Here is a 22196-nt window from a genome sequence, read left to right on the forward strand (position 1 = left end):
AGTAGGTGATTGGACTCTTCATTCGCTTTTCAAGCTCAGAAGAGCACCTAATCACCCTTGCGGGGGTGGGACTACGAACTAAAAATTTTCGATTTTTAGTTCTGTCCCACTCCCTTTTTTATGACCATATCAAATTCAAGTTTTTACAAATCGTATCCTCTATTTTTAGATAGTGAACCAGTGTATACTTTTCTTAGAAAGAAAATGAGGAGGAAAAGATAATGATATCTATTGTGTTTTTGATTTCTGTATTTCTAGCGGGAATTTTATCATTTTTCTCGCCTTGTATATTGCCATTGCTTCCTGTATATGTTGGTATTTTATTGGATACAGATGAACCAAGAACAATCATTATTTTTGGAAAGAAGATTGCTTGGTATGGAATTATAAAAACACTATGTTTCATTGCAGGATTATCCGTAGTCTTTTTAATTCTTGGATATGGCGCTGGCTTTTTGGGAAAAGTTCTCTATACAGAGTGGTTCCGCTATGTATTAGGAGCAATTGTTATTTTTCTCGGTGTTCATCAAATGGAACTGATCAATTTTAAGCTACTACAACGACAGAAAAGTGTTCAATTAAAAAAAGATAAAAATAGAAATGATTTTTACAATGCTTTCTTGCTAGGTGTGACCTTTAGCTTTGGTTGGACACCTTGTGTAGGTCCTGTTTTGAGTTCTGTTCTCGCAATTGCAGCTTCTGGTGGTAATGGAGCAGTACAAGGTGGCTTCCTCATGTTAGTTTATACCCTTGGTCTTGCTATTCCATTTCTCATTTTGGCGCTTGCCTCTTCTATTGTTTTACGCCATTTTGGGAAAATAAAACCTTATATGGGACTACTAAAGAAAATTGGCGGGTTACTTATCATCTTGATGGGAATTTTACTTATGCTGGGAAATCTTAATGTTCTAGCTTCAATATTTGGTGGATAAAAGGAGGAATCTCATGAAAAAAACAATGTTAGTCATCACAGGTCTTGTTTGTGTTGCTCTGTTGGGTGCCTGTGGAAATCAAAAATCAGCTAGTGGAACTAAGTCTGGACACGGACAATTTACAAATAAAACGACAGCTACAAAGTTGAATCAAGACGAAGCAGCTCCTGATTTTGAACTAAAAGGAGTTGACGGGAAAACTTATAAATTGTCAGATTTCAAAGGAAAGAAAGTTTATCTCAAATTTTGGGCATCTTGGTGTTCTATCTGCTTATCTACATTAAAGGATACTGATGAGTTAGCTAAAAATGCTGGGAAAGACTATGTAGTTTTGACGGTTGTTTCACCGGGGCATGTTGGTGAAAAATCTGAAGCAGATTTTAAAAACTGGTATGAGAAATTAAATTATAAACATTTACCTGTTTTACTAGATCCTAGTGGTAAACTATTGGAACAATATGGTGTTCGTTCCTATCCGACAGCTGCATTTATTGGAAGCGATGGAAAATTGGTAAAAACTCGTCCTGGACTTATTAAAAAAGCAGAAATTGAATCAACTCTTAAAAGCATTAAATAGGAGGGGAGGATGATGGATCATAAAATGAAATGGTTATTATTTGGTGGAGCAGTCCTGCTGGTTTTAGGTTTATTTGTGCTAGGAAGTCGCATGATGCCAACCCTTAAAAATCAATCTGCTATTAATCAGATTAAAGAAGCAGCTGTTAGCCAGGCTGAACCGGTCAAGCAAAAGAAAGCGGACCTGAAAAATGCAAATTTAAAGCATATCTATTTGGCAGGAGGTTGTTTCTGGGGTGTAGAAGAATATTTTTCGCGTGTAGATGGAGTGGTTGACGCAGTCTCTGGTTATGCTAATGGCACTAGCGAAACCACGAAATACGAACTAATCTCGCAGACAAAACATGCAGAAACGGTTCATGTAACCTATGATGCCAATAAAATCTCTTTAAGAGAAATCTTGCTACATTACTTTAGAATTATCGATCCAACCAGCAAAAATAAGCAAGGCAATGATCGTGGAGTGCAATATCGTACAGGCGTGTATTATAAAGATCAGGCTGATGTAGAAACGATTAACAAAGTCTTTGACGAGCAGAAAGAAAAATTTAAAGAGCCGTTGGCGGTCGAAAAACAACCATTAAAACATTTTATTAAGGCTGAAGAGTACCACCAAGATTATTTAAAGAAAAATCCAAATGGCTATTGCCATATCAATGTTAAGCAGGCTTCTTATCCAGTTATTGATGCTTCCAAATATAAAAAGCCTAGTGATGCAGAGATTAAAAAGAAACTATCCGATGAAGAATATGCTGTAACACAAAAAAATGATACTGAGCGTGCTTTTTCTAATCGCTATTGGGATAAGTTTGATGCAGGTATTTATGTAGATGTTGTAACAGGTGAGCCACTTTTCTCTTCCAAAGATAAATTTGAGTCTGGTTGTGGCTGGCCTAGCTTCACCCGTCCAATCAGCCCAGATGTCGCAACTTATAAGGAAGATCATAGTTTTAATATGACACGGACGGAAGTTAGAAGCCGTATTGGAAATTCTCATCTAGGGCATGTCTTTACGGACGGACCAAAAGATAAGGGCGGACTTTGCTACTGTATCAACAGTTTAGCCATTCATTTCATTCCGAAAGACCAAATGGAAAGTAAAGGCTACGGTTATTTATTAAACTATGTGTAACAGCAGTTTTCACAGAAATTTGCTATAATAAGTTTAATAAATAATAGGGGTGCGCTAGTGTATTCAATTATGATTGTAGAAGATGAATACCTTGTTCGGCAAGGTATTTCGTCTTTAGTAGATTTTGAAACATTTGATATGGAAGTCATGGGCGAGGCTGAAAATGGCTTGGATGCTTGGGAAAAGATACAGCTTGCACAGCCTGATATTGTCTTGACAGACATCAATATGCCACATATAAACGGGATTAAACTAGCTCAATTAGTCAAAGAACAATATCCTTCTGTTCATATTATCTTTTTAACGGGCTATGATGACTTCGATTACGCTTTATCAGCAGTAAAATTAGGTGCTGACGATTATTTACTAAAGCCGTTTTCGCGGGAAGATGTGGAAACGATGTTGTTTAAAGTCAAAGAAAAATTGGACAAGGAGCGAAAGCAGCAGCAAGTTCATGAACTGGTTGAGCAAGCAGAATTTTCTGATTTAGAACAAGCAATTCATGATCGTTTAACCGATACAGAATTATCTCTTAAATCACTCGCTTTTCAACTAGGGTTTAGTCCGTCTTATTTGAGTGTTCTCATCAAAAAAGAGCTGGGCTTGCCATTTCAGGATTACTTAATTCAAGAACGGATGAAGAAAGCAAAATTACTGCTTTTGACAACTGACTTAAAGGTTTATGAAATTGCAGAGCAGGTAGGCTTTGAAGATATGAACTATTTTTCTCAACGCTTCAAACAAGTCGTTGGAGTGACACCGCGGCAATTTAAACGAGGAGAAGGGCAATGAAACGTTATTCGCTTCTGATTCAGTTAGTGATTTATGTTTTTATTATGATATTAGCTCTTTTGGGAATTGTCGGTGGGATTTATTATCAGACTAGTTCGGTTGCTATTCGCCAGACAACTGAGCAAAATACACGCAAGACCATTCAGCAAAGTGGTCAGTTTATCACTTCTTATTTACAAAAAGTTAAACAGACAACGAGTAGTTTGGCTGAAAATGAGAAAATAAAGACATATGCACAAACACCAAGCCAAGAAAACGCTGAACAACTTCGGCAATTATTCGCAACGATTTTAAAAACAGATTCGGATTTGGTATCTGCTATTTTGGTAACAAAAGACGGAAATCTCATCTCAACAGATCCTGAATTAACCATGAAGACATCCGCTGATATGATGAAAGAAAAATGGTATCAGGATGCTATCCATAAAGGTGCTATGCCGATTTTGACACCAGCACGAAGAACCGTCAGTCATACAACTGGTGAAAAATGGGTGATTTCAATCATGCAGGAAGTTGTAGATAAAGATGGTAAAAATCTAGGGGTTGTTCGCTTAGATGTTGGATACAAGACGTTGGAAGCTTATTTAGATCAACTACAGTTAGGAAAAGAGGGATTTACCTTTATCGTCGATGCCAATCATGACTTTGTCTATCATCCTAAAAAAGAAGTTTATTCTTCTCACGCTGAAATGAAAGCGATGGCGCCCTATCTTTCTGTCAAAAATGGCTATGTCAAATCAAAACAAGCTTATGTATCTCAATATCAAATTCCAAATAGTGGTTGGACATTGATTGGGGTTTCTTCAATGGAACAATTGCATGCAGTTCAAACACAGATTTTGTGGTCTTTTATTGGAACAGGGTTGTTTGCTTTGGGTGTTTGTCTAATAGGGATTTGGTTTGTGCTTCGGCTTTGGATTAAGCCTTTGCGAGATTTACAAGCAACCATTTTAAAGGTTGGAAGCGGGCATTCAGATTTGAGGGCTAATGAAACCGGCTCTCCTGAATTAGTTGATTTGGCAAGACAATTTAATATTATGTTAGACCGGATTGATCAATTGATGATTGCAGTCAAAGAAGAGGAACAGAATGTCAGAAAATATGAATTGCAGGCGCTTTCCAGCCAAATCAACCCGCATTTTTTGTACAATACGTTGGATACAATTGTATGGATGGCAGAATTTAATGACAGCAAGCGTGTGGTAGAAGTCACAAAATCACTGGCTAAGTATTTCCGTTTAGCTTTGAACCAAGGACATGAACAAATTTCTCTCAAGGATGAAATTGATCATGTTCGGCAATATTTGTTCATTCAAAAACAGCGGTATGGAGGGAAATTACAGTATGAAATTGATGAGTTAAGTGCTTATGATAATTATCAGATTCCAAAATTAATTTTGCAGCCTTTGGTTGAGAACGCCATTTACCATGGTATCAAAGAAATGAATCGTCAAGGGATGATTCGAGTTAGCGTTTCTAAAAATGACACGCAGCTCATCGTTTCAATTTATGACAATGGTCGTGGCTTTGTCGCCAGCGAAACTACAAATGCTACACTCGTTCGCTTGGGTGGTGTCGGTTTGAAGAATGTTAATCAGCGTTTGCAATTACAATTTGGTAAATCCTATCACATGGAAATTAAATCTGAAGAAAATACTTATACGGAGATTCGTCTCTATTTTCCAAGGGCAAATAAAACCAACTGATGAAAGATTTCAGTTGGTTTTTAATATTTAATTCCCAACACTGGAGAATTTTTTCATGCCGTATTTGAATAGAGCGTAGTTGATAGTAAAAATAACAAGTAGGACTAAAGGAAGTAGCAAACCAATCCAGCTTAGATTTAAAAAATAAAGAGCTGGAAAAAAAGAAGTAAAAGCATAAGGAAATACAAAAATTAGTATCAATTGGATAAAGGTTGGGTAAATTTTGATAGGGTATTGTGCCATTTGATTGAGGGAGAAAATCCCCATTGTGATAGGGAAAGATTCGACAATCCAAAAAGCAAGAGCAGTAGGTCCTAATTGAATAGCAGCATAGAGTAAACCAATACAAATACAGATAAAGACAAAGAGAAGTAGATGAAAAATGTTCCAATGCAGTCCGAGTAAATGATAGGCTTGATAAGTTGCAATAGCTCCCATTAGTGTTGTGCCAAATCCTTGTAGCTGCACACGTTCACAAATTAGCTGAAAAAGAGGATTGATGGGCATGATAAGCAGGCGTTCAAACTCACCTTTGCGAATATAGCGGCTTCCAAACATCCAAAGATTGTCAAAGAAAATCAGGTGAACTGAACGTCCGATAGTTGCCATTCCATAAATAAATAGCATTTGTCCATAGTTGAATCCGGCAATTTCCTTGATATTTGCAAATAATACATTTAAAAAGATTAAATAAACAATCTGTTCAATCAAAGAAGAAATAAGTCCAATAAAGAAGTCCAACCTATAAGACATACTAGCAATCAAGTAAGCTTTGAGGTTATAAAAATAAATGTTGATGTATTTCATCTTCAACCTCCTAAAATGACTAAACGACGTTTAGCTTGATACCAAAGAAAAGCAATGAAAGCTGAAAGTATCGGAATCCAAGCCAATTGAATCCAGAAGAGCTCAAAATTAACCTGCCTTTTCAAAAGGATATTGACCGGAAAATTAACAGCAAAGCTATAAGGTAATAGTTTCAAAATGTTTGCAATATTTTCTGGATAAAAACTTAGTGGCAAAAGCGCTCCTGAAGCGAGTGAAAAAAGCCCGTTTCTGAGAATCAAAATTCCCCAAGTATTTGCCGTGAAGAAGGCTGTTAAGCTAAATCCTAAATCTAACAGGAGGATGATAAACATTCCTAATAAACTAGAAAATAGGAAAAGCAATCCTGTCTGCCAATTTGGAAGATAAAGCTGTCCTTGAAGCAAAGGGATAACTAATAAAATTGGAATGAATTTGATAATTTCAACGATTTTGACAGCAAAGTCTTGGAAAAAGAGAGAAGTAATGAGGGAATAAGGATAGAGTAGCTCACCAGTAATATTCCCATCAACAATCATTATAGACAAATCCCGTCCAATGCTAAAACTATTTAGATTTCCCAGTAGATTTGCAAAGATAATATAGGTTGTGAAAGTTTCTAAAGTATAACCATTGACTTGAGATTGGGTGAAAAAAATGGTTTTCCAAACGAAAATAGAGACTAGAACTTGTATGAAAGTACGAATCAGGGTCGCGACAAAGAAAGATTTATATTGAAGTTGCGTAATAAGAGTTAATCGTGTGATATGAATATATTTACTCATCAAGCCCCTCCTCATAAATTTGTTTGACGATATTTTCAATTGTCAATTCTTTGATAGCCAGGTCTTCGATTGAATAATGCTCAAAAATCTGATTGATAACTTGGGCATTAGTATAAATATCCGTCTGATAATGAATATTGAAATGATAAGAGTCAATTTTCTCAAAACTAAAACCATTGATTTGGAATAGCTCTTCTATTGGCGTTTGCGTTTTGAAAGAAATGGTTTTAACTGTTGAAAACTTTTCTCTTAATTGCGTCAGACTTCCGTCATAAACCTTTTTGCCCTTATCAATAATGAAAATTCGTTTGCAGAGCGACTCAATATCCTGCATATCATGAGACGTAATGAGGAAAGTTGTCTGATACTCTTTATTCATAAAGCGAATGAAAGAGCGGATGGTTTCTTTTACACTGGCATCAAGACCGATTGTAGGTTCATCCAAGAAAACAACGGCAGGTTGATGAATGAATATAGCAGCAAATTCGCAGCGAACTCGTTGCCCGAGCGAAAGATTACGAACAGGCTGGTGAATAAAATCTCCTAGCTGCAACAGGTCAATTAATTGCTCCAAGCGTTCCTCAAAAACTTTATCAGGAACGTCATAGATTTTCGCATGCAAAATAAAAGATTCCAGCACAGGAATATCCCAACGTAAATGTGATTTTTGTCCGAATAAAACGCCAATCTGCTTATTGACTGCTGTCCGATGTTTCTGTGGGGTAAGTCCATTAATTTTAACACTGCCTCGATCTGGATAAAGAACACCTGTCAGCATTTTTATAGTCGTGGATTTTCCGCTTCCATTCGAACCAATATAACCAATAATTTCACCTTTTTGAACCGTTAATGAAATATTCTGTACAGCATGAATTTGTTTTTTCTTAGGGCGAAAAAAGGCTTTGATAGAACCTTTAAGACCTAATTCTTTCTCGACAATACTATATGTCTTATATAATTGATTTGCTTCAATCATCATTATCTCCTTGTGGCAGAAAACGTTTGCGTATATTCATTATTATAACAAGTTCACGAAATCTGTGCAAGTGAATCTTATGGAATGATCTTTTACACAGAAAAAAGGATGAGACAAAATTGCTCAACCTTTTTTTGATTTCTTTAGATCAATGACTGGAAGCAGCAGAAGTAGCATCTGCCTCACTCGTGCTCTCGCTGTGGCTGCCTGCATCAGAAGCACCGGAAGTAGCATCAGCTTTAGCCTGTCCTCCTGCAGGAGCGAATGGACCGCTTCCGCCAACCAGCTGCTGACCAGTTGTTTCCAAGTACCATTCCAGCCATGGTCTGAAATTGAAGACAATTTCATTGATACCAGCGTAAGAGCCGTCTGGATAGTACATGGCCTGATAATTGTGTGTATTTAAAACTGGTGAATGCGGATTTGGAATCAGGGTGCGGACATATTCTTGATTGCCGTTACGCAAGGTTCCGACCACCCACTCTACATTTTTCATTCTGCCAGCCGGAAGTGAATTGTGAACCGTTGATAGGCGGTTTCCTGACTGAGATGGTACACGTTTTGCCAGCATGGTATCAGGGTCTTGATGTGCATTGTTGTAGTAGAGGAATTGGTTGTTGTCATCGGCGTAAGTCAGTTCAAAGGGCATGGATTTCAAGAACATATTGATCTGATCCACCGTTAAAATACCGTGGTCTAGTTTTACATAGGTATCTCCTGAGACAGCGCCCACCATGGCAGCGGCTTTTTCAACCCATTCAGGATCATCTGGGTCAATGCCTTGAATCGTTGTTGCGATAGGTTTGGTAACATCTAAATCTTCTGGTTCAATTGGTTTTGGTTTTTTCAATTTTGAAACGACCTCTACATATTTCATAAAATTATCCAAACAGGTTTCAAGGAATTTGACGGTTCCTTCGTTGGTAATATTTCCCTCATCGTCAAAGCCTTCTTTGGCTTTTCCAAGCAGAAATTCATTTCCGGGAAGAGTATAAGCATTGACACCTGGTGCGTCAAGAATTTTGCGTAAATGGACCTGTGCGCGTGAAGTTCCTTGATCGTAGTAAGAAGCGCCCACAATCATGACAGGCTTGTTTTCAAATGGATGAACTTCAAATGACAGCCACTCAAGCACGCTTTTCAGAGCGGCGGTAATGGTATGGTTGTGCTCAGGTGTTGCGATAATGACTCCGTCTGCACGGGTGATTTTGTTGTATAGGAGGCGAAGCTGGAAAGATTCGTCCCATTTTTCGTCTTGATTAAACATCGGAACTTCATCAATTTCCAAGACTTCCAATTCAAATTTTAGTTTAAAATGCCTTCTGATAAATTCCAGTAATTTACGATTATACGATTGCTCTGCATTTGAGCCTACAATTCCTACAAATTTCATTGCGTCATTCTCCTTTACTTACAAGTTTTCCCAGTCGAAGTTTTCAGCTTCTTTGTGCAATAATTCCTGCGCACTAGATAGCTTCTCGGTAATTTTCACAAAAAGACGGAAATCATCAAAGAGTGCGTCCAATTTCTGAATAGTTTCAAGGTCAATGAGATTGCCATCTTTATCAAATGCTTGCAGAGAGTGCGACAGCAAAAATTCAGAGCCAGGCATGACGGAAGATTTCAACTCAGGGGCATCCAAAATCTGGCGAAGCTGTAACTGTGCACGAGACGAACCCAAGGTTCCAAAGGAAGCACCTGTAATCATTACGGGTTTATTGAGCAATGGGTAAATGCCGTAAGATAGCCAAGCCAGAGCACTCATGAGCGAAGCTGGGATAGAGTGGTCGTATTCAGGCGTTCCGATAATGACCCCGTCAGCCGCTTCGATCTTTTCAGCAATTTCCGTTACAATAGCTGGAAGTTTTTTGTCTGCGGGTTTATTGAAAATGGGAATATCTTTGATTTCCACTAGTTCAATTTCTGCTTTATCCGCAAAATGTTTTTGCATATATTGTAATAGTTGGCGATTGGTGGAACGTTTTGAATTTGTGCCAACTAAACCGATGAGTTTTAACATAATTATTTCCTTTCCGATATTAAAATAGCAATTCTGGTTTTAAACCAGAAGAATAGAATAATTGATCTTCTTTTGTAATCCCTAACGCTTCAATCTGTTCTTCTTTTTCGACTTGTTCTAGAATAGACGATGGGCTTTCGCCAAATAATCGGGTTGTCCAAATTTCACCGTCTACAGAGCGATTAGACACAATCGTTAAACTAGCGACATCTGTCTCCACAGGATAACCTGTCTTACCATCAAGAATATGGTGATAGGTTTGCCCTTGTTTTTCAAGGGTTCGCTCATAAATTCCTGAAGTCACAACGGATTGATTTACGATAGGAAGAATAGCCCGATTATTTCCGCGTGTTAATTTTGGATGTTGAATCCCAATCCGCCAAGGACGCTTGGAAACTTGGTTGATTCCTAGGGTTAATACATTCCCGCCTAGATTGATGAGAGCAGAAGTCACGCCTTTATTTTTTAAGAACTCCATCACTTTATCAGCAATATAACCTTTTGCAAGTGCTCCAAGGTCAATTTTCATTCCTTCTTTTGCTAAAAAAACACTAGAAGAAGCAGAATCGAGTTTAATAAAAGTAGGTTCTATTAAAGAAAGGCAATATTTGATTTCTTCCGGCTGAGGCACTTTGGCGTCTGGAAAACCAATTCGCCATGTTTGTACAAGTGGGCCGATAGTAATATTTAAGTGACTATTTAGAGCTAAACTATGCTGTTTTCCTAGCTCAATTAGCTCAAACAAATCAGGATGTACCTGAACCCATTGCTTTCCAGCTTGATGGTTGATTTTCATCAACTCCGAATCATCATCATTTGCACTAAAGCGTTTCTCATACAGAAAAAGTAGTTGAATAACCTCGTCAAGTAGCAGACCTGCTTGCGGATGCAGAATTGAAATCGTAATCGTCGTTCCCATTAATTGAATGGAACGAGAGCTGAAGTCCACCACATTACCTCCTTTCTATAGATTAAATACACACATCTATTATAACAGATAGATAACGTTTTCACAAACTTTTTTGTAGAAAATTTTCCGACAATTTCATATCATTTTCATATAGAATGGTCTTAACTAGAAACTTAAAATTTGAATACATTGAGATTAGAAATGAAATCATTCATGAAAAGTTCTTTTAAATTGATAGAAAATGTAATATTTTTCAGTTTTATGAGCAAATATATTGTAAACGCTAACACGTAATGTTATAATGTTTTAGTAAATTAAAAATTAAGGTAGGAATTGCTCTATGAGTAAAATTGTTGTTATTGGTGCCAACCATGCTGGTACAGCTTGTATCAATACGATATTAGACAACTTCGGAAATGAAAACGAAGTTGTGGTGTTTGACCAAAATTCAAACATTTCCTTCTTAGGATGCGGAATGGCGCTTTGGATTGGTAAGCAAATTGACGGCCCAGAAGGATTGTTCTATTCAGATAAAGAAAAACTTGAAGCAAAAGGTGCAAAAGTTTATATGGAAAGTCCTGTTTTGTCAGTTGATTATGACAAAAAAGAAGTGATCGCACTTGTAAATGGTCAGGAACATGTTGAATCTTATGACAAATTGATTTTTGCGACTGGTTCACAACCAATTATCCCGCCAATCAAAGGTGTTGAACTTGTAGAAGGAAATCGTGAATTTAAAGCGACCCTAGAAAACGTTCAGTTTGTAAAATTGTATCAAAACTCTGCTGAAGTGATTGAAAAGCTGAAAAACAACGAAGGCATCAATCGGGTCGCTGTTGTTGGAGCCGGCTACATTGGTGTTGAACTCGCAGAAGCTTTTGAACGCCTTGGAAAAGAAGTAATCTTGATTGACGTTGCAGATACTTGCCTTGCTGGTTACTACGACCGTGAATTGTCTGACTTGATGAGTAAAAACTTGGCAGATCATGGCATCAAACTTGCTTATGGTCAAACTGTGAAAGCAGTTGAAGGGGAAGGCAAAGTTGAACGTATTGTAACAGATAAAGAAACATTTGACGTAGATATGGTCATTATGGCTGTTGGCTTCCGACCAAACACAGCTCTCGGCGCTGGCAAGATTGAACTTTTCCGTAATGGTGCCTTCCTTGTTGATAAAAAACAAGAAACAAGCATTCCAGGAGTTTATGCAGTTGGGGACTGTGCAACGATTTATGACAATGCTCTAGATGATATGAGTTATATCGCCCTTGCTTCGAATGCTGTTCGTTCAGGTATTGTCGGAGCTTACAATGCTACTGGTCATGAGTTAGAAGGCATTGGTGTGCAAGGTTCAAACGGTATCAACATTTACGACCTTAAAATGGTTTCAACTGGTTTGACCTTAGAAAAAGCAAAAGCTGCTAGCTACAATGCGGTTGAAACAGGATTTAACGACCTTCAAAAGCCAGAATTTATCAAACACAACAACCATGAAGTAGCTATTCGTATCGTATTTGATAAAGATACACGTGTCATCCTTGGAGCACAAATGGCTTCGCACGAAGATATTTCAATGGGCATTCATCTCTTCTCACTCGCAATCCAAGAAAAAGTGACCATTGATAAATTGGCATTGACAGATATTTTCTTCCTGCCACACTTTAACAAACCTTATAACTACATCACAATGGCAGCATTGACAGCCGAAAAATAAAGATAAAATATTGAGTTTATAAAGCGTTTTTAATACAATTCGTATATAGTTGTTGACAAAGCATTTCAACATTAAAAGAGTGCAACTTTATTTGTGCACTCTTTTTTTGCGTATAACAGAAAAATTTTTGATAAATAGAATAGTATTGCTACTTATTTATCAAAAATTTACGATGATTAGACGAAAGAATACTTTGCCCCAAAAATAGCATTTAGAAATATTTAGAAGATAAATAATGTGTTGCGATGCTCCAAATGGTTAGTTTTCTGAGTGTAAGCTTGTTCTTAGGTAGGTCATCAGTCCTTTACTAAAGGTAAAGAAATGATGACTTTTAAGCCTGGCTGATTGTCTAAAAAAACAATTTCACCTTGATGTAATTTAATAATTTGTTTAGTGATAACCGTTCCCATACCATGTGATTCATAATTAGTCGATTTTTGATTTAGCTCAGTAATTTTTTGAGCTGTAATATCTCCTTGATCCGCAATGATGATGAGCACTTTATTATCAGATAATTGATAAGTCAGATCAATCTGGTTAGAACCGCTGTGTATGATACTATTAAGCAAGAGATTTCTAAAAGCTCTTTCTAGTAAAGTTACCTCTCCTTTTACCAACACTGCCTCGGTAGGCAAATCAAAATGAAGTGTAATTGTTTCATAATTATTCAATATATCGGCAATTACTGTTCGTAGGACTGCAACCAAATCAAGACTCGAAAATTCGGAGTGATGCTTTTGATTATCCAATAAGTAGCTCATATTGAGATTAGAAATCATTTCTTTCATAGTTTGAATCTGATTTTCAATTTCCTCCGTCTGCTTTCCTTTACCATATTGCTGCTCTAGCTGACTGTTATAACCTGATATGAGCATAAGAGGATTGCGTAAATCATGACTGACCCCTCTAATCCATTGCTCTTTCATCGTGTTGCTTTCTTCCAAAATATGAGAGGTTTCATTGAGAGCTGTCTTAATTTCAGAGAAATTTCCCTTTTCATTAAGAGCGATATTTTGACCTTGAGACAAAGAAGTGACAGCAGTAATAATCGGCTCCATCTCCTTTTTAATGCGCAACTTTGATCGGCTCAAAAGAATAAAAATAAGTAAAAGAATAATACCCAAGAAAACAAGTCCCAAACTGAGAAAATTCCTAATAAATTGCGTATTAGCATAGAAATTAAATTTTGCTAAAGAATGCTTTTTAGGATAGCCCAAAACTAAAATTTGCTGACCTCGTACATAGGAGAAAACAGGGTAATCTTCTAAATACCAGCGTGAAAATTTAACCATATCAGTATTCGTATAATGCCTTTTGAGTCCTTTAGGTAAATGATAAGATTGGACAATATTGCCATCTTGATTCAGTACCATAGCCCAAGTATTTTGTTTATCCATTTCAATTTTGCTGCTTTTATCAAAATTAAAATTATTCTGTTGACTCGATTGAGCGATTTTAGTGTAAAGTAGTTCCGGTTTTTCCTTTCCATAGAAACTAAAATAGGATGAGAAAACCAAACCATAAACAAAAACAAGTCCTATGATTAAAGCCAAGAGTAATAGAACATACCTGGTTAATAACTTAGTAAAAAATTTAACGGTATCCATTTAATTCACCTTTAGTTTGTAACCCAAACCTTTAACCGTTATTAAGCTTTCTGGTTTAGATGGATTGGCTTCGATCTTTTGTCGAATCTTACGAATATGAGCCATTAGGGTATTATCATAGCCTTGGTATTGTAAGCCCCAGACTTTTTCTAAGAGTTGGTCAAAAGTAACAATGCGATTCTTATTATCATATAAGACCTTAAGAATACTGTATTCCTTAGCTGTCAGCTGAATCTCTAGTTTTCCTTTGGTAATCAAGGCTTGGCTAAAATGCACCTGGCAAGCAGGCAAAACAAGGGTATCTTCCTTTTCGGGATAGGCTCTTTTTAAGATGGAAAGAATACGCAACTCCAAATCTCTTGGGCGGAAAGGCTTGATAATATAGTCATCTGCCCCTAACTCAAAGCCCTGATATTGTTTTTCTATATCGGAGATTGCCGACAAAAACAAAACAGGAACCGTTGAAGTCTTACGGATACCTTTTAAAACTTCAAATCCTGATCCTTCAGGCAGCATAATGTCTAAAATAACTAAATCAAAAGATTTTTCTTCAAATTGCTCCAAAGCTTCTTTTTGTGATTGTACACTTGTTAGATTGCTAAAACCAGCAATGTTCAATGATTCTTGCACCATTTCTAAAATTTCTGGATTATCGTCTAAAATTAAGATCTTCTTTTCTTTATAATTCATACTATTACCTCAATAAGACTAGTATAACACATTGCTTCCTTGGTCAAGGACTTTAAAGTAAAAATTAAGGAAGAATTAAGGTAATGAATAGGTTAAAATAAAGGAGTTTCATTATAATAAAAATAGCGAAAGGATATAACATCACTCTAAGATTTTTAAAGGAGAAAACAAATGAACAATTATATCGTTGAAACCAACCAATTAAGTAAGGATTTTTCAGGTGAAGTAGCCGTTAATCAGCTCTCTATTCATATTAGAAAAAATGAAATTTATGGTTTTTTAGGACCAAATGGTGCTGGTAAGAGCACTGCTATGAAAATGCTTTTGGGATTGTTGCAACCAACCCATGGTTCCATTAAGCTCTTTGGCAAAACCTTTAATAGCAATCAAATATCACTCCTCTCAAATGTAGGTTCCCTTATTGAGGAGCCCTCTTACTATGCTAATTTGACCGGCTATGAAAATCTTGAAATTATCCAAAAATTACTTAAATTACCAAAAAGAAATATTGATGAAGTCTTAAAGATTGTCAAACTTTTCGATCAAAAAGACAAGCTAGTTAAAAACTATTCACTAGGCATGAAACAACGTCTAGGAATTGCGCTAGCCATTGTTAAATTTCCTAAATTACTGATTCTGGATGAGCCAACTAATGGTTTAGATCCTGCTGGTATTCAAGAAATTCGTGAGCTCATCAAGTCATTACCACAAAAATACGATATGACTATCATCGTTTCTAGCCATATTCTTTCAGAAATTGAACAGATGGCTACGACTGTCGGTATTATTAATCATGGTCGATTACTTTTTGAAGGTCACCTATCTGACCTTGAAGAAGATGAAAAATATCTGTTTGAGACCAGTGATGATGTAACTGCTAAAAGAATACTAATGTTCAATGGTTTTAATTTGGATGATGACAAAAAATTGATTGTCAACGATAACGATAAAGTTAATATAGCCACTGCTATTCGACTCTTAGTTGAAAATGATGTTGATATTTATCAAGTTCGTATGATTCGTCGATCGCTGGAAGATGTTTTCCTTGATATGACAGGACGGGAAGGAAGTGTTTTGTAATGCTAAATTTACAATTAGAATTTATCAAATTAAAAAGACGTTCTTTCTTGCTATCTTTGATTGCTATTGTAGCAGTGGGCTTGATTTGGAGTGGCGTTGTTATCAAATATGAATTACCTAAAACGCATGAGGCCTATAATGCCATTTATACCATGACTTACTTGAATGATTGTATTTTGCCACTTTTCATTGCAGTTTTAGCGTCTAGACTACTGGAATTGGAACATCTAGGCAAAACTTTTAAACTCTTGCAAACCAGTAACGAAAGTCCTTGGCAACTTTTTAAGGCTAAATTGACTGTGATGGCTATTTTTGCCTTTGTTGTCAGTTTGATTCAAACGCTTTTTCTGAAATTTATTATTCAAGGCATGCAGGTCAGTGTGACACCTGTTTCATTGAGTCTCTTTTTGTTCACAACTTTTTTGGTTTGTCTCTTTCTGTCTTGTTTACATCTTTGCTTAGCTTTTATCTATCCAAAGCCAAGTGTGACAGTGGTAACAGGCTTAATTGGTTCCTTCCTGTCATTTGTAGGTATCGGTGCGTTACCATTTCCTATTCGTATTTTCATTCCTTGGCAATATTTCTCTATGATGGGAATCGCTAAACGGGTGGCTGGAACTAACACTTATCTTTTTCAATATGATAATGCTTATCCCTTTAAATTAGTCACATTATTGCTTATCATTTTTTTAAGCATCTTTGTCAGTAAAAAACTCATTGGAAAGGCGGATCTATTATGATTATTTTTGAATTTAAAAAAATCAAAAAAAGTGCTATTCCGATAACGCTAATCTTCTTTAACCTTGTTGGGTCCTTATTGGGAGCAATGATTTACGCTCTCAATCGAAAGGTGCTCCTAGATGGTACACAAGCTCGCGTCCTTTGGGGACAAACAGTTTTCTATTCCTCGCAGATATTTACTCCTATTCTGATCGGGATTATCTGTTCCATCAGTTGTCAATTCGAGGAAAGTAATAAAAACTGGCAGCGCTTATTAAGTATTCCGGTTAAAGCCAATCGTATCATTTTATCAAAAATCACCAGCTTATCACTAGTCATGGCTATTAGTCAACTGATAGTTCTTCTCTTTTATATTATCAGCGCTTTGGTTTTGAAGGTACCTTTTGCAAATTATCTACTGGACTTTTTGCTTTGGTCTATCACAGGTTGGATAGCAACCATTACTATTGTCACCATTCAAATTTTTCTTAGTATTCGCTTAAAAAATTTCGCAGTGCCTATTCTTATATCAGCCATTTTGGCTATAGCAGGGCTTATGACCCTATTTATTGGACAAGGTCTTTTTAGCATTTTCCCTTATGCTCAGATTGCTGTTGGTGATCGAGCTCGTTCTTTAGTCCCTTTTACCTTATCTGAATTTATCCTTTTCTTAGTTGTCAATGGTGCTTATATTTTTGTCTTCTATACCTTAGCAGTTAGACAGCTTAAAAAGAGATTTATTTAATCTCATTTATAGTAAAAAACAAGAAGAAAGCGAAGATTTATCGTAATTGTTATACAATTAATGATCGGCAAATAAACAGTGTAGAGATTTAATAAGGATATTATCATAAACCAGTTTCGCATGAAGCTGGTTTGATTTTTTCTCTAGACTTCATTTTCTAAAATAATTTCTATAAGCAATAAGAAAAATTATGCTAAAATAGAAGGAGAACATATTGGGAGGTAATGATGTCTGTTCAGACAGAAAAGGGAACATCAAATACCAAGAAAGAATTTGCGTTTACATCTAGTTCGGTTATTCTGCAAGTTTCAAGAGGAATTTTAGTCGGGATTATTGTAGGTGCAATTGTCGGTTCTTTTCGTTTTTTGATTGAAAAAGGATTTTATATTGTTCAACATTTCTATCAACAAGGTCATGGCAATACCATTTGGTTTGTTTTCATTCTGCTGTTTTATGCTTGCGTGATTTGGATAAGTGCAAAATTAACGCTTTCAGAAAAGAATATTAAAGGTTCTGGAATTCCGCAAGTGGAAGCAGAGCTGAAAGGACTGATGAGCTTGTCATGGTGGAGTGTCCTCTGGAAAAAGTATATTCTAGGTGTTTTAGCCATTGCAAGTGGCTTAATATTAGGACGTGAAGGCCCAAGTATCCAGCTGGGAGCAATGGGTGGAAAAGGAATTGCCAAACATCTTCATTTAAGCCCTGTAGAAGAGCGTTCTTTGATTGCTAGTGGAGCGGCAGCAGGGCTGGCAGCAGCTTTTAATGCTCCGATTGCGGGTTTACTGTTTGTTATTGAAGAAGTCTATCATCATTTTTCACGTTTCTTTTGGGTCTCGTCTTTGGCGGCAAGTTTAACGGCGAATTTTGTTTCGCTTATGATTTTTGGAATGACCCCTGTATTAAATATGCCAGATAATATTCCTCTGATGGGACTGAGGCAATATTGGCTTTATTTGTTGTTAGGAATTTTTCTTGGTTTTTCAGGATTTTTATATGAAAAAGTTGTTCTAGCTATGCCTCGCATTTATGATATGATTGGAGAAGTTTTGCACCTTTCTCCGCAATATTATCCTATTATAGCTTTTATTTTCATTTTGCCAGTAGGATATTTCCTTCCACAGCTTTTAGGCGGTGGCAATCAACTGGTTCTCTCTTTAACCAGTCAACACTATCTGCTATTAACATTAGTGATGTTTTTCGTTATTCGCTTTATCTGGAGTATGATTAGTTATGGTAGTGGGCTTCCTGGTGGTATTTTTCTCCCCATTTTAGCTCTTGGCTCTCTTTTGGGAGCAATTGTTGGTGTCGTTTGTGTGCAATTAGGCTTTGCAACACAAGAGCAATTTCCTATTTTTATTATTTTAGGTATGAGCGGCTACTTTGGTGCAATTTCTAAAGCTCCATTGACAGCAATTATCTTGGTGACTGAGATGGTTGGTGATATACGAAACCTCATGCCTCTTGGTTTAGTGACTTTAGTGGCATACGTTGTAATGGATTTATTGGGCGGAGCACCCGTGTATGAAGCTATGCTAGAGCGAATGCTACCAGATAACGTGGTAGATGAGGGCGAGACAACCCTTATCGAAATTCCAGTCTCTGAAAAAATAGCGGGTAAGCAAGTTCATGAGTTGGAATTACCAAGAGATATTCTAATTACCATGCAACATCACAACGGAAAGAACCAAACAGTGAATGGCAGCACGCGCCTGTATCTAGGAGATATGATTTATGTGGTATTGAAAAAATCAGATATTGGACGCATTAAAGATTTACTCTTGTAAAAGAGGGAGACCTCTTTTTTTAGAATCTGAAAGAACAACTCGCAATTTCCGAACGATAAAAAATATTATAAGTCATTATATTGTAATTTCTGTACCTTGTGTTATAATACTAAAGGAAACGTCAGGAAAGGCGTAGCGATGCGAAAGCATAGGTAGGTCATTTTTAGCATAAAATTAAAGGAGAATGACATGCTGAACGAATTTCCTATTTTTGACTATGAAGATATCCAATTGATTCCGAATAAATGTATCATCAAAAGTCGCTCAGAAGCAGATACGACCGTTACTTTTGGGAAACACACCTTCAAACTTCCTGTTGTTCCAGCTAATATGCAAACAATTCTGGATGAAGATGTAGCAGAAAAATTGGCGAAAAGTGGCTATTTCTACATCATGCACCGTTTTGACGAAGCTGGCCGCATTCCTTTCGTCAAGCGCATGCATGAGCAAGGACTGATTGCGTCTATTTCGGTTGGTGTGAAAGATTATGAATATGATTTTGTTAGCCAGTTGAAAGGAGATGCTCCAGAATACATCACGATTGATATTGCGCATGGGCATTCAGATAGTGTGATTGATATGATTCAGCACATCAAAAAAGAACTCCCTGATACTTTTGTGATTGCAGGAAATGTCGGGACACCAGAAGCTGTTCGTGAGCTGGAAAATGCTGGAGCAGATGCAACAAAAGTTGGCATTGGACCAGGAAAAGTTTGTATCACAAAAGTAAAAACTGGCTTTGGTACAGGAGGTTGGCAATTAGCTGCTCTTCGTTGGTGTGCAAAAGCTGCACGCAAACCGATTATTGCGGACGGTGGCATTCGTACGCACGGCGACATTGCCAAATCCATTCGCTTTGGTGCTACTATGGTAATGATTGGTTCCCTATTTGCAGGTCATATCGAAAGCCCAGGTCAAACGGTCGAAGTAGATGGTGAACAATTTAAAGAGTATTATGGTTCAGCTTCAGAGTACCAAAAGGGTGCTTATAAGAATGTGGAAGGAAAGAAAATTCTTTTACCAGTTAAAGGACATTTAGCTGACACTTTAGTTGAAATGGAGCAGGACTTGCAAAGTGCTATTTCCTATGCCGGCGGAAGAGATTTAGCTGGTCTTAAGCACGTAGATTACGTCATTGTGAAAAATTCCATTTGGAATGGTGACGCTCATTAACAATAAAATAATTACTTATTTATATTACGAATTTGGCGTAATGTTTCTACAAGGCACCTAATGTCTAACAATAAGTAAGTCTTCAACTTTCCTGCTGTGTTTTAGTAAGGGATTTTGTATTCAGTTGGTTAACCAATTGTTTTAGGCTTGCTTTTGGCAAGTCTTTTGTTTTTTCTAAAAGGAGATTTTATGAAATTATTAGAAGAACGCATCCTAAAAGACGGAAATGTTTTAGGAGAAAATATTTTAAAAGTGGATTCATTTCTGACTCACCAAGTCGATTTCAACTTGATGAAAGAAATTGGTAAAGTGTTTGCAACCTATTTTCGCTCGGCTGGTATTACAAAAGTTGTGACAATTGAGGCATCTGGAATAGCACCTGCTATCTATACAGCAGAAGCATTGGGCGTTCCGATGATTTTTGCGAAAAAATCAAAAAACATCACTATGACAGAAGGTATTTTGACGACCGAGGTCTATTCTTTTACCAAGCAAGTGACAAGTACGGTCTCAATTGCAGGGAAATTTTTAAATCATCATGATAAAGTGCTTATTGTCGATGATTTTCTAGCAAATGGGCAAGCAGCTAAAGGGCTGGTTAATATCATTGAACAATCAGGTGCCCATGTGGAAGCGATTGGCATTGTGATTGAAAAATCATTTCAAGAAGGAAGAAAGTTGCTAGAAGAAGATAGGCGAAAAGTCGTTTCTTTGGCTCGTATTCAAAAATTTGAAAATGGAAAAGTTGTATTTATGGAGGCTGATGCATAATGGAACTGAAAGAAGAAAAACATTCACAGGCGGCTGTCTTAGGTTTGCAGCACTTATTAGCAATGTACTCAGGGTCAATCCTTGTACCCATTATGATTGCTGGTGCGCTAGGTTATTCGAGCCAACAGCTGACCTATCTCATCTCTACAGATATTTTTATGTGTGGTGTGGCAACATTTTTGCAATTGCAACTCAATAAATATTTCGGAATTGGCTTGCCAGTCGTACTTGGCGTTGCTTTTCAATCGGTTGCACCTCTGATTATGATTGGTCAAAAACATGGAAGCGGAGCTATGTTTGGAGCGCTCATCGTTTCCGGTATCTACGTTCTTTTGATTGCAGGCATTTTTTCTAAAATTGCTAATTTCTTTCCACCAATTGTGACGGGCTCAGTGATTACAACTATTGGTTTGACACTTATTCCTGTTGCGATTGGCAATATGGGAAATAATAGTGAAAAACCAACTGCACAAAGTTTGCTGTTGGCTGCTGTCACGATTTTAATTATACTGTTAGTAAATATCTTTGCGAAAGGCTTTCTAAAATCCATTTCCATTCTGATTGGCTTAATTATTGGAACGATTATTGCCAGCTTTATGGGCTTAGTAGATTTTGCGCCAGTAACTCAAGCTCCTCTTGTACATGTTCCGACACCGTTTTATTTTGGAATACCTAAGTTTGAACTTTCATCCATCGTCATGATGTGTATTATCGCAACAGTTTCTTTGGTAGAATCAACAGGTGTTTATTTTGCACTTTCAGATATTACAAACGAAAAGTTAGACAGCACTCGTCTGCGAAATGGTTATCGTGCAGAAGGACTTGCAGTGCTTCTTGGCGGTATTTTTAACACTTTCCCTTATACAGGATTTTCACAAAATGTTGGTTTGGTCAAACTTTCTGGAATTAAAACACGGCTCCCAATCTATTATGCAGCAGGATTCTTAGTCTTGTTAGGATTGGTACCGAAATTCGGAGCTTTGGCACAAATCATCCCAAGTCCTGTACTCGGTGGTGCTATGCTTGTCATGTTTGGTTTTGTTTCTGTTCAGGGAATGCAAATGCTAGCGCGAGTTGATTTTGAACACAATGAACACCATTTCTTGATTGCCGCTGTATCTATTTCCGCAGGAGTCGGTCTAAATGGAAGCAATCTTTTTAACAGTTTGCCAACTGGCTTACAAATGTTTTTCTCAAATGGAATTGTTATGGCGAGCGTCATTGCGATTGTATTGAACCTTATTTTAAATCGTGAGAAAAAATAAAACTCGACAAGAGG

20 protein-coding genes, 1 pseudogene and 1 riboswitch are annotated in these 22196 nt (G+C 36.9%); of the genes and pseudogenes, 13 read left to right on the top strand and 8 right to left on the bottom strand.

The genetic code is table 11. From position 1 onward, the window contains the following. The first annotated feature begins 221 nt into the window (after window positions 1–221). The 5 genes and pseudogenes from ccdA2 (at window position 222) to EL079_RS02830 (ending at window position 5138) form a co-directional block, all read left to right on the top strand. Window positions 222–932, top strand: a complete 711-nt coding sequence (ccdA2, locus tag EL079_RS02810) for a thiol-disulfide oxidoreductase-associated membrane protein CcdA2 (RefSeq protein ID WP_018543489.1) — start codon at window positions 222–224, stop codon at window positions 930–932. 166 nt (window positions 933–1098) lie between these two features. Beyond that, a pseudogene (locus EL079_RS02815) lies at window positions 1099–1509 on the top strand (redoxin domain-containing protein); the annotation flags it as partial. A 12-nt stretch (window positions 1510–1521) separates the two neighbouring features. Further along, window positions 1522–2640: a peptide-methionine (R)-S-oxide reductase MsrB gene (msrB, locus tag EL079_RS02820; RefSeq protein ID WP_026248162.1), complete on the top strand. Its 1119-nt coding sequence runs from the start codon at window positions 1522–1524 to the stop codon at window positions 2638–2640. A 57-nt stretch (window positions 2641–2697) separates the two neighbouring features. After that, window positions 2698–3432, top strand: a complete 735-nt coding sequence (locus EL079_RS02825; RefSeq protein ID WP_003032342.1) for a response regulator transcription factor — start codon at window positions 2698–2700, stop codon at window positions 3430–3432. Continuing rightward, window positions 3429–5138, top strand: coding sequence for a cache domain-containing sensor histidine kinase (locus EL079_RS02830; RefSeq protein ID WP_003032345.1), 1710 nt, complete (start codon window positions 3429–3431; stop codon window positions 5136–5138). The genes EL079_RS02825 and EL079_RS02830 overlap by 4 nt, the downstream gene beginning before the upstream one ends. Before the next feature lie 27 nt (window positions 5139–5165). Here EL079_RS02830 and EL079_RS02835 read toward each other — a convergent pair whose 3' ends face one another. The 6 genes from EL079_RS02835 to EL079_RS02860 form a co-directional block, all read right to left on the bottom strand. After that, entirely contained in the window at window positions 5166–5945 is a 780-nt protein-coding gene (locus EL079_RS02835; protein WP_018543488.1) for an ABC transporter permease, read from the bottom strand. Window positions 5946–5947: 2 nt separating this feature from the next. Continuing rightward, a complete protein-coding gene (locus EL079_RS02840; RefSeq protein WP_003031348.1) occupies window positions 5948–6727 on the bottom strand; it encodes an ABC transporter permease in 780 nt (259 codons plus the stop codon). After that, window positions 6720–7703: an ABC transporter ATP-binding protein gene (locus EL079_RS02845; protein ID WP_003031377.1), complete on the bottom strand. Its 984-nt coding sequence runs from the start codon at window positions 7701–7703 to the stop codon at window positions 6720–6722. Before EL079_RS02845 ends, EL079_RS02840 begins: the two co-directional genes overlap by 8 nt. Window positions 7704–7851: 148 nt before the next feature. Next, window positions 7852–9096: an NAD(P)H-dependent oxidoreductase gene (locus EL079_RS02850; protein ID WP_003031357.1), complete on the bottom strand. Its 1245-nt coding sequence runs from the start codon at window positions 9094–9096 to the stop codon at window positions 7852–7854. A gap of 18 nt (window positions 9097–9114) precedes the next feature. Continuing rightward, complete coding sequence (locus tag EL079_RS02855) at window positions 9115–9723, bottom strand: NADPH-dependent FMN reductase (RefSeq protein ID WP_003031350.1); 609 nt, start codon at window positions 9721–9723, stop codon at window positions 9115–9117. A 19-nt stretch (window positions 9724–9742) separates the two neighbouring features. Then, on the bottom strand, window positions 9743–10672 hold the full coding sequence (locus EL079_RS02860) for an FAD:protein FMN transferase (protein ID WP_026248161.1): 930 nt from the start codon (window positions 10670–10672) through the stop codon (window positions 9743–9745). A 301-nt stretch (window positions 10673–10973) separates the two neighbouring features. Here EL079_RS02860 and nox point away from each other — a divergent pair, with 301 nt between their 5' ends. Next, on the top strand, window positions 10974–12347 hold the full coding sequence (gene nox / locus EL079_RS02865) for a H2O-forming NADH oxidase (protein WP_003031379.1): 1374 nt from the start codon (window positions 10974–10976) through the stop codon (window positions 12345–12347). A 296-nt stretch (window positions 12348–12643) separates the two neighbouring features. Here the strand turns inward: nox and EL079_RS02870 are convergent, their stop codons facing one another. Continuing rightward, complete coding sequence (locus tag EL079_RS02870) at window positions 12644–13954, bottom strand: sensor histidine kinase (protein ID WP_003024595.1); 1311 nt, start codon at window positions 13952–13954, stop codon at window positions 12644–12646. Continuing rightward, window positions 13955–14644, bottom strand: a complete 690-nt coding sequence (locus EL079_RS02875; protein ID WP_003024592.1) for a response regulator transcription factor — start codon at window positions 14642–14644, stop codon at window positions 13955–13957. 171 nt (window positions 14645–14815) lie between these two features. Between EL079_RS02875 and EL079_RS02880 the strand changes: the two genes are divergently transcribed. The 7 genes from EL079_RS02880 to EL079_RS02910 all read left to right on the top strand — a co-directional run bounded on the left by EL079_RS02880 (window position 14816) and on the right by EL079_RS02910 (window position 22182). Then, on the top strand, window positions 14816–15724 hold the full coding sequence (locus EL079_RS02880; RefSeq protein ID WP_003031366.1) for an ABC transporter ATP-binding protein: 909 nt from the start codon (window positions 14816–14818) through the stop codon (window positions 15722–15724). Then, complete coding sequence (locus EL079_RS02885; RefSeq protein ID WP_003024586.1) at window positions 15724–16464, top strand: ABC transporter permease; 741 nt, start codon at window positions 15724–15726, stop codon at window positions 16462–16464. Before EL079_RS02880 ends, EL079_RS02885 begins: the two co-directional genes overlap by 1 nt. Further along, window positions 16461–17189, top strand: a complete 729-nt coding sequence (locus EL079_RS02890) for an ABC transporter permease (RefSeq protein ID WP_003024584.1) — start codon at window positions 16461–16463, stop codon at window positions 17187–17189. Before EL079_RS02885 ends, EL079_RS02890 begins: the two co-directional genes overlap by 4 nt. Window positions 17190–17416: 227 nt before the next feature. Beyond that, complete coding sequence (locus tag EL079_RS02895; protein ID WP_003031372.1) at window positions 17417–18973, top strand: ClC family H(+)/Cl(-) exchange transporter; 1557 nt, start codon at window positions 17417–17419, stop codon at window positions 18971–18973. A 189-nt stretch (window positions 18974–19162) separates the two neighbouring features. Continuing rightward, a complete protein-coding gene (gene guaC, locus EL079_RS02900) occupies window positions 19163–20146 on the top strand; it encodes a GMP reductase (RefSeq protein WP_018543487.1) in 984 nt (327 codons plus the stop codon). Then, a riboswitch (purine riboswitch) is annotated at window positions 20142–20237 on the top strand. (Overlaps the previous gene by 5 nt.) 98 nt (window positions 20238–20335) lie before the next feature. Continuing rightward, entirely contained in the window at window positions 20336–20917 is a 582-nt protein-coding gene (locus EL079_RS02905) for a xanthine phosphoribosyltransferase (protein ID WP_003031369.1), read from the top strand. Beyond that, window positions 20917–22182, top strand: a complete 1266-nt coding sequence (locus tag EL079_RS02910; protein WP_003031355.1) for a nucleobase:cation symporter-2 family protein — start codon at window positions 20917–20919, stop codon at window positions 22180–22182. The genes EL079_RS02905 and EL079_RS02910 overlap by 1 nt, the downstream gene beginning before the upstream one ends. Window positions 22183–22196: the final 14 nt, after the last annotated feature.

Origin of the sequence: Streptococcus anginosus (genome assembly GCF_900636475.1) — a bacterium.
In the GTDB taxonomy this organism is placed as follows: domain Bacteria; phylum Bacillota; class Bacilli; order Lactobacillales; family Streptococcaceae; genus Streptococcus; species Streptococcus anginosus.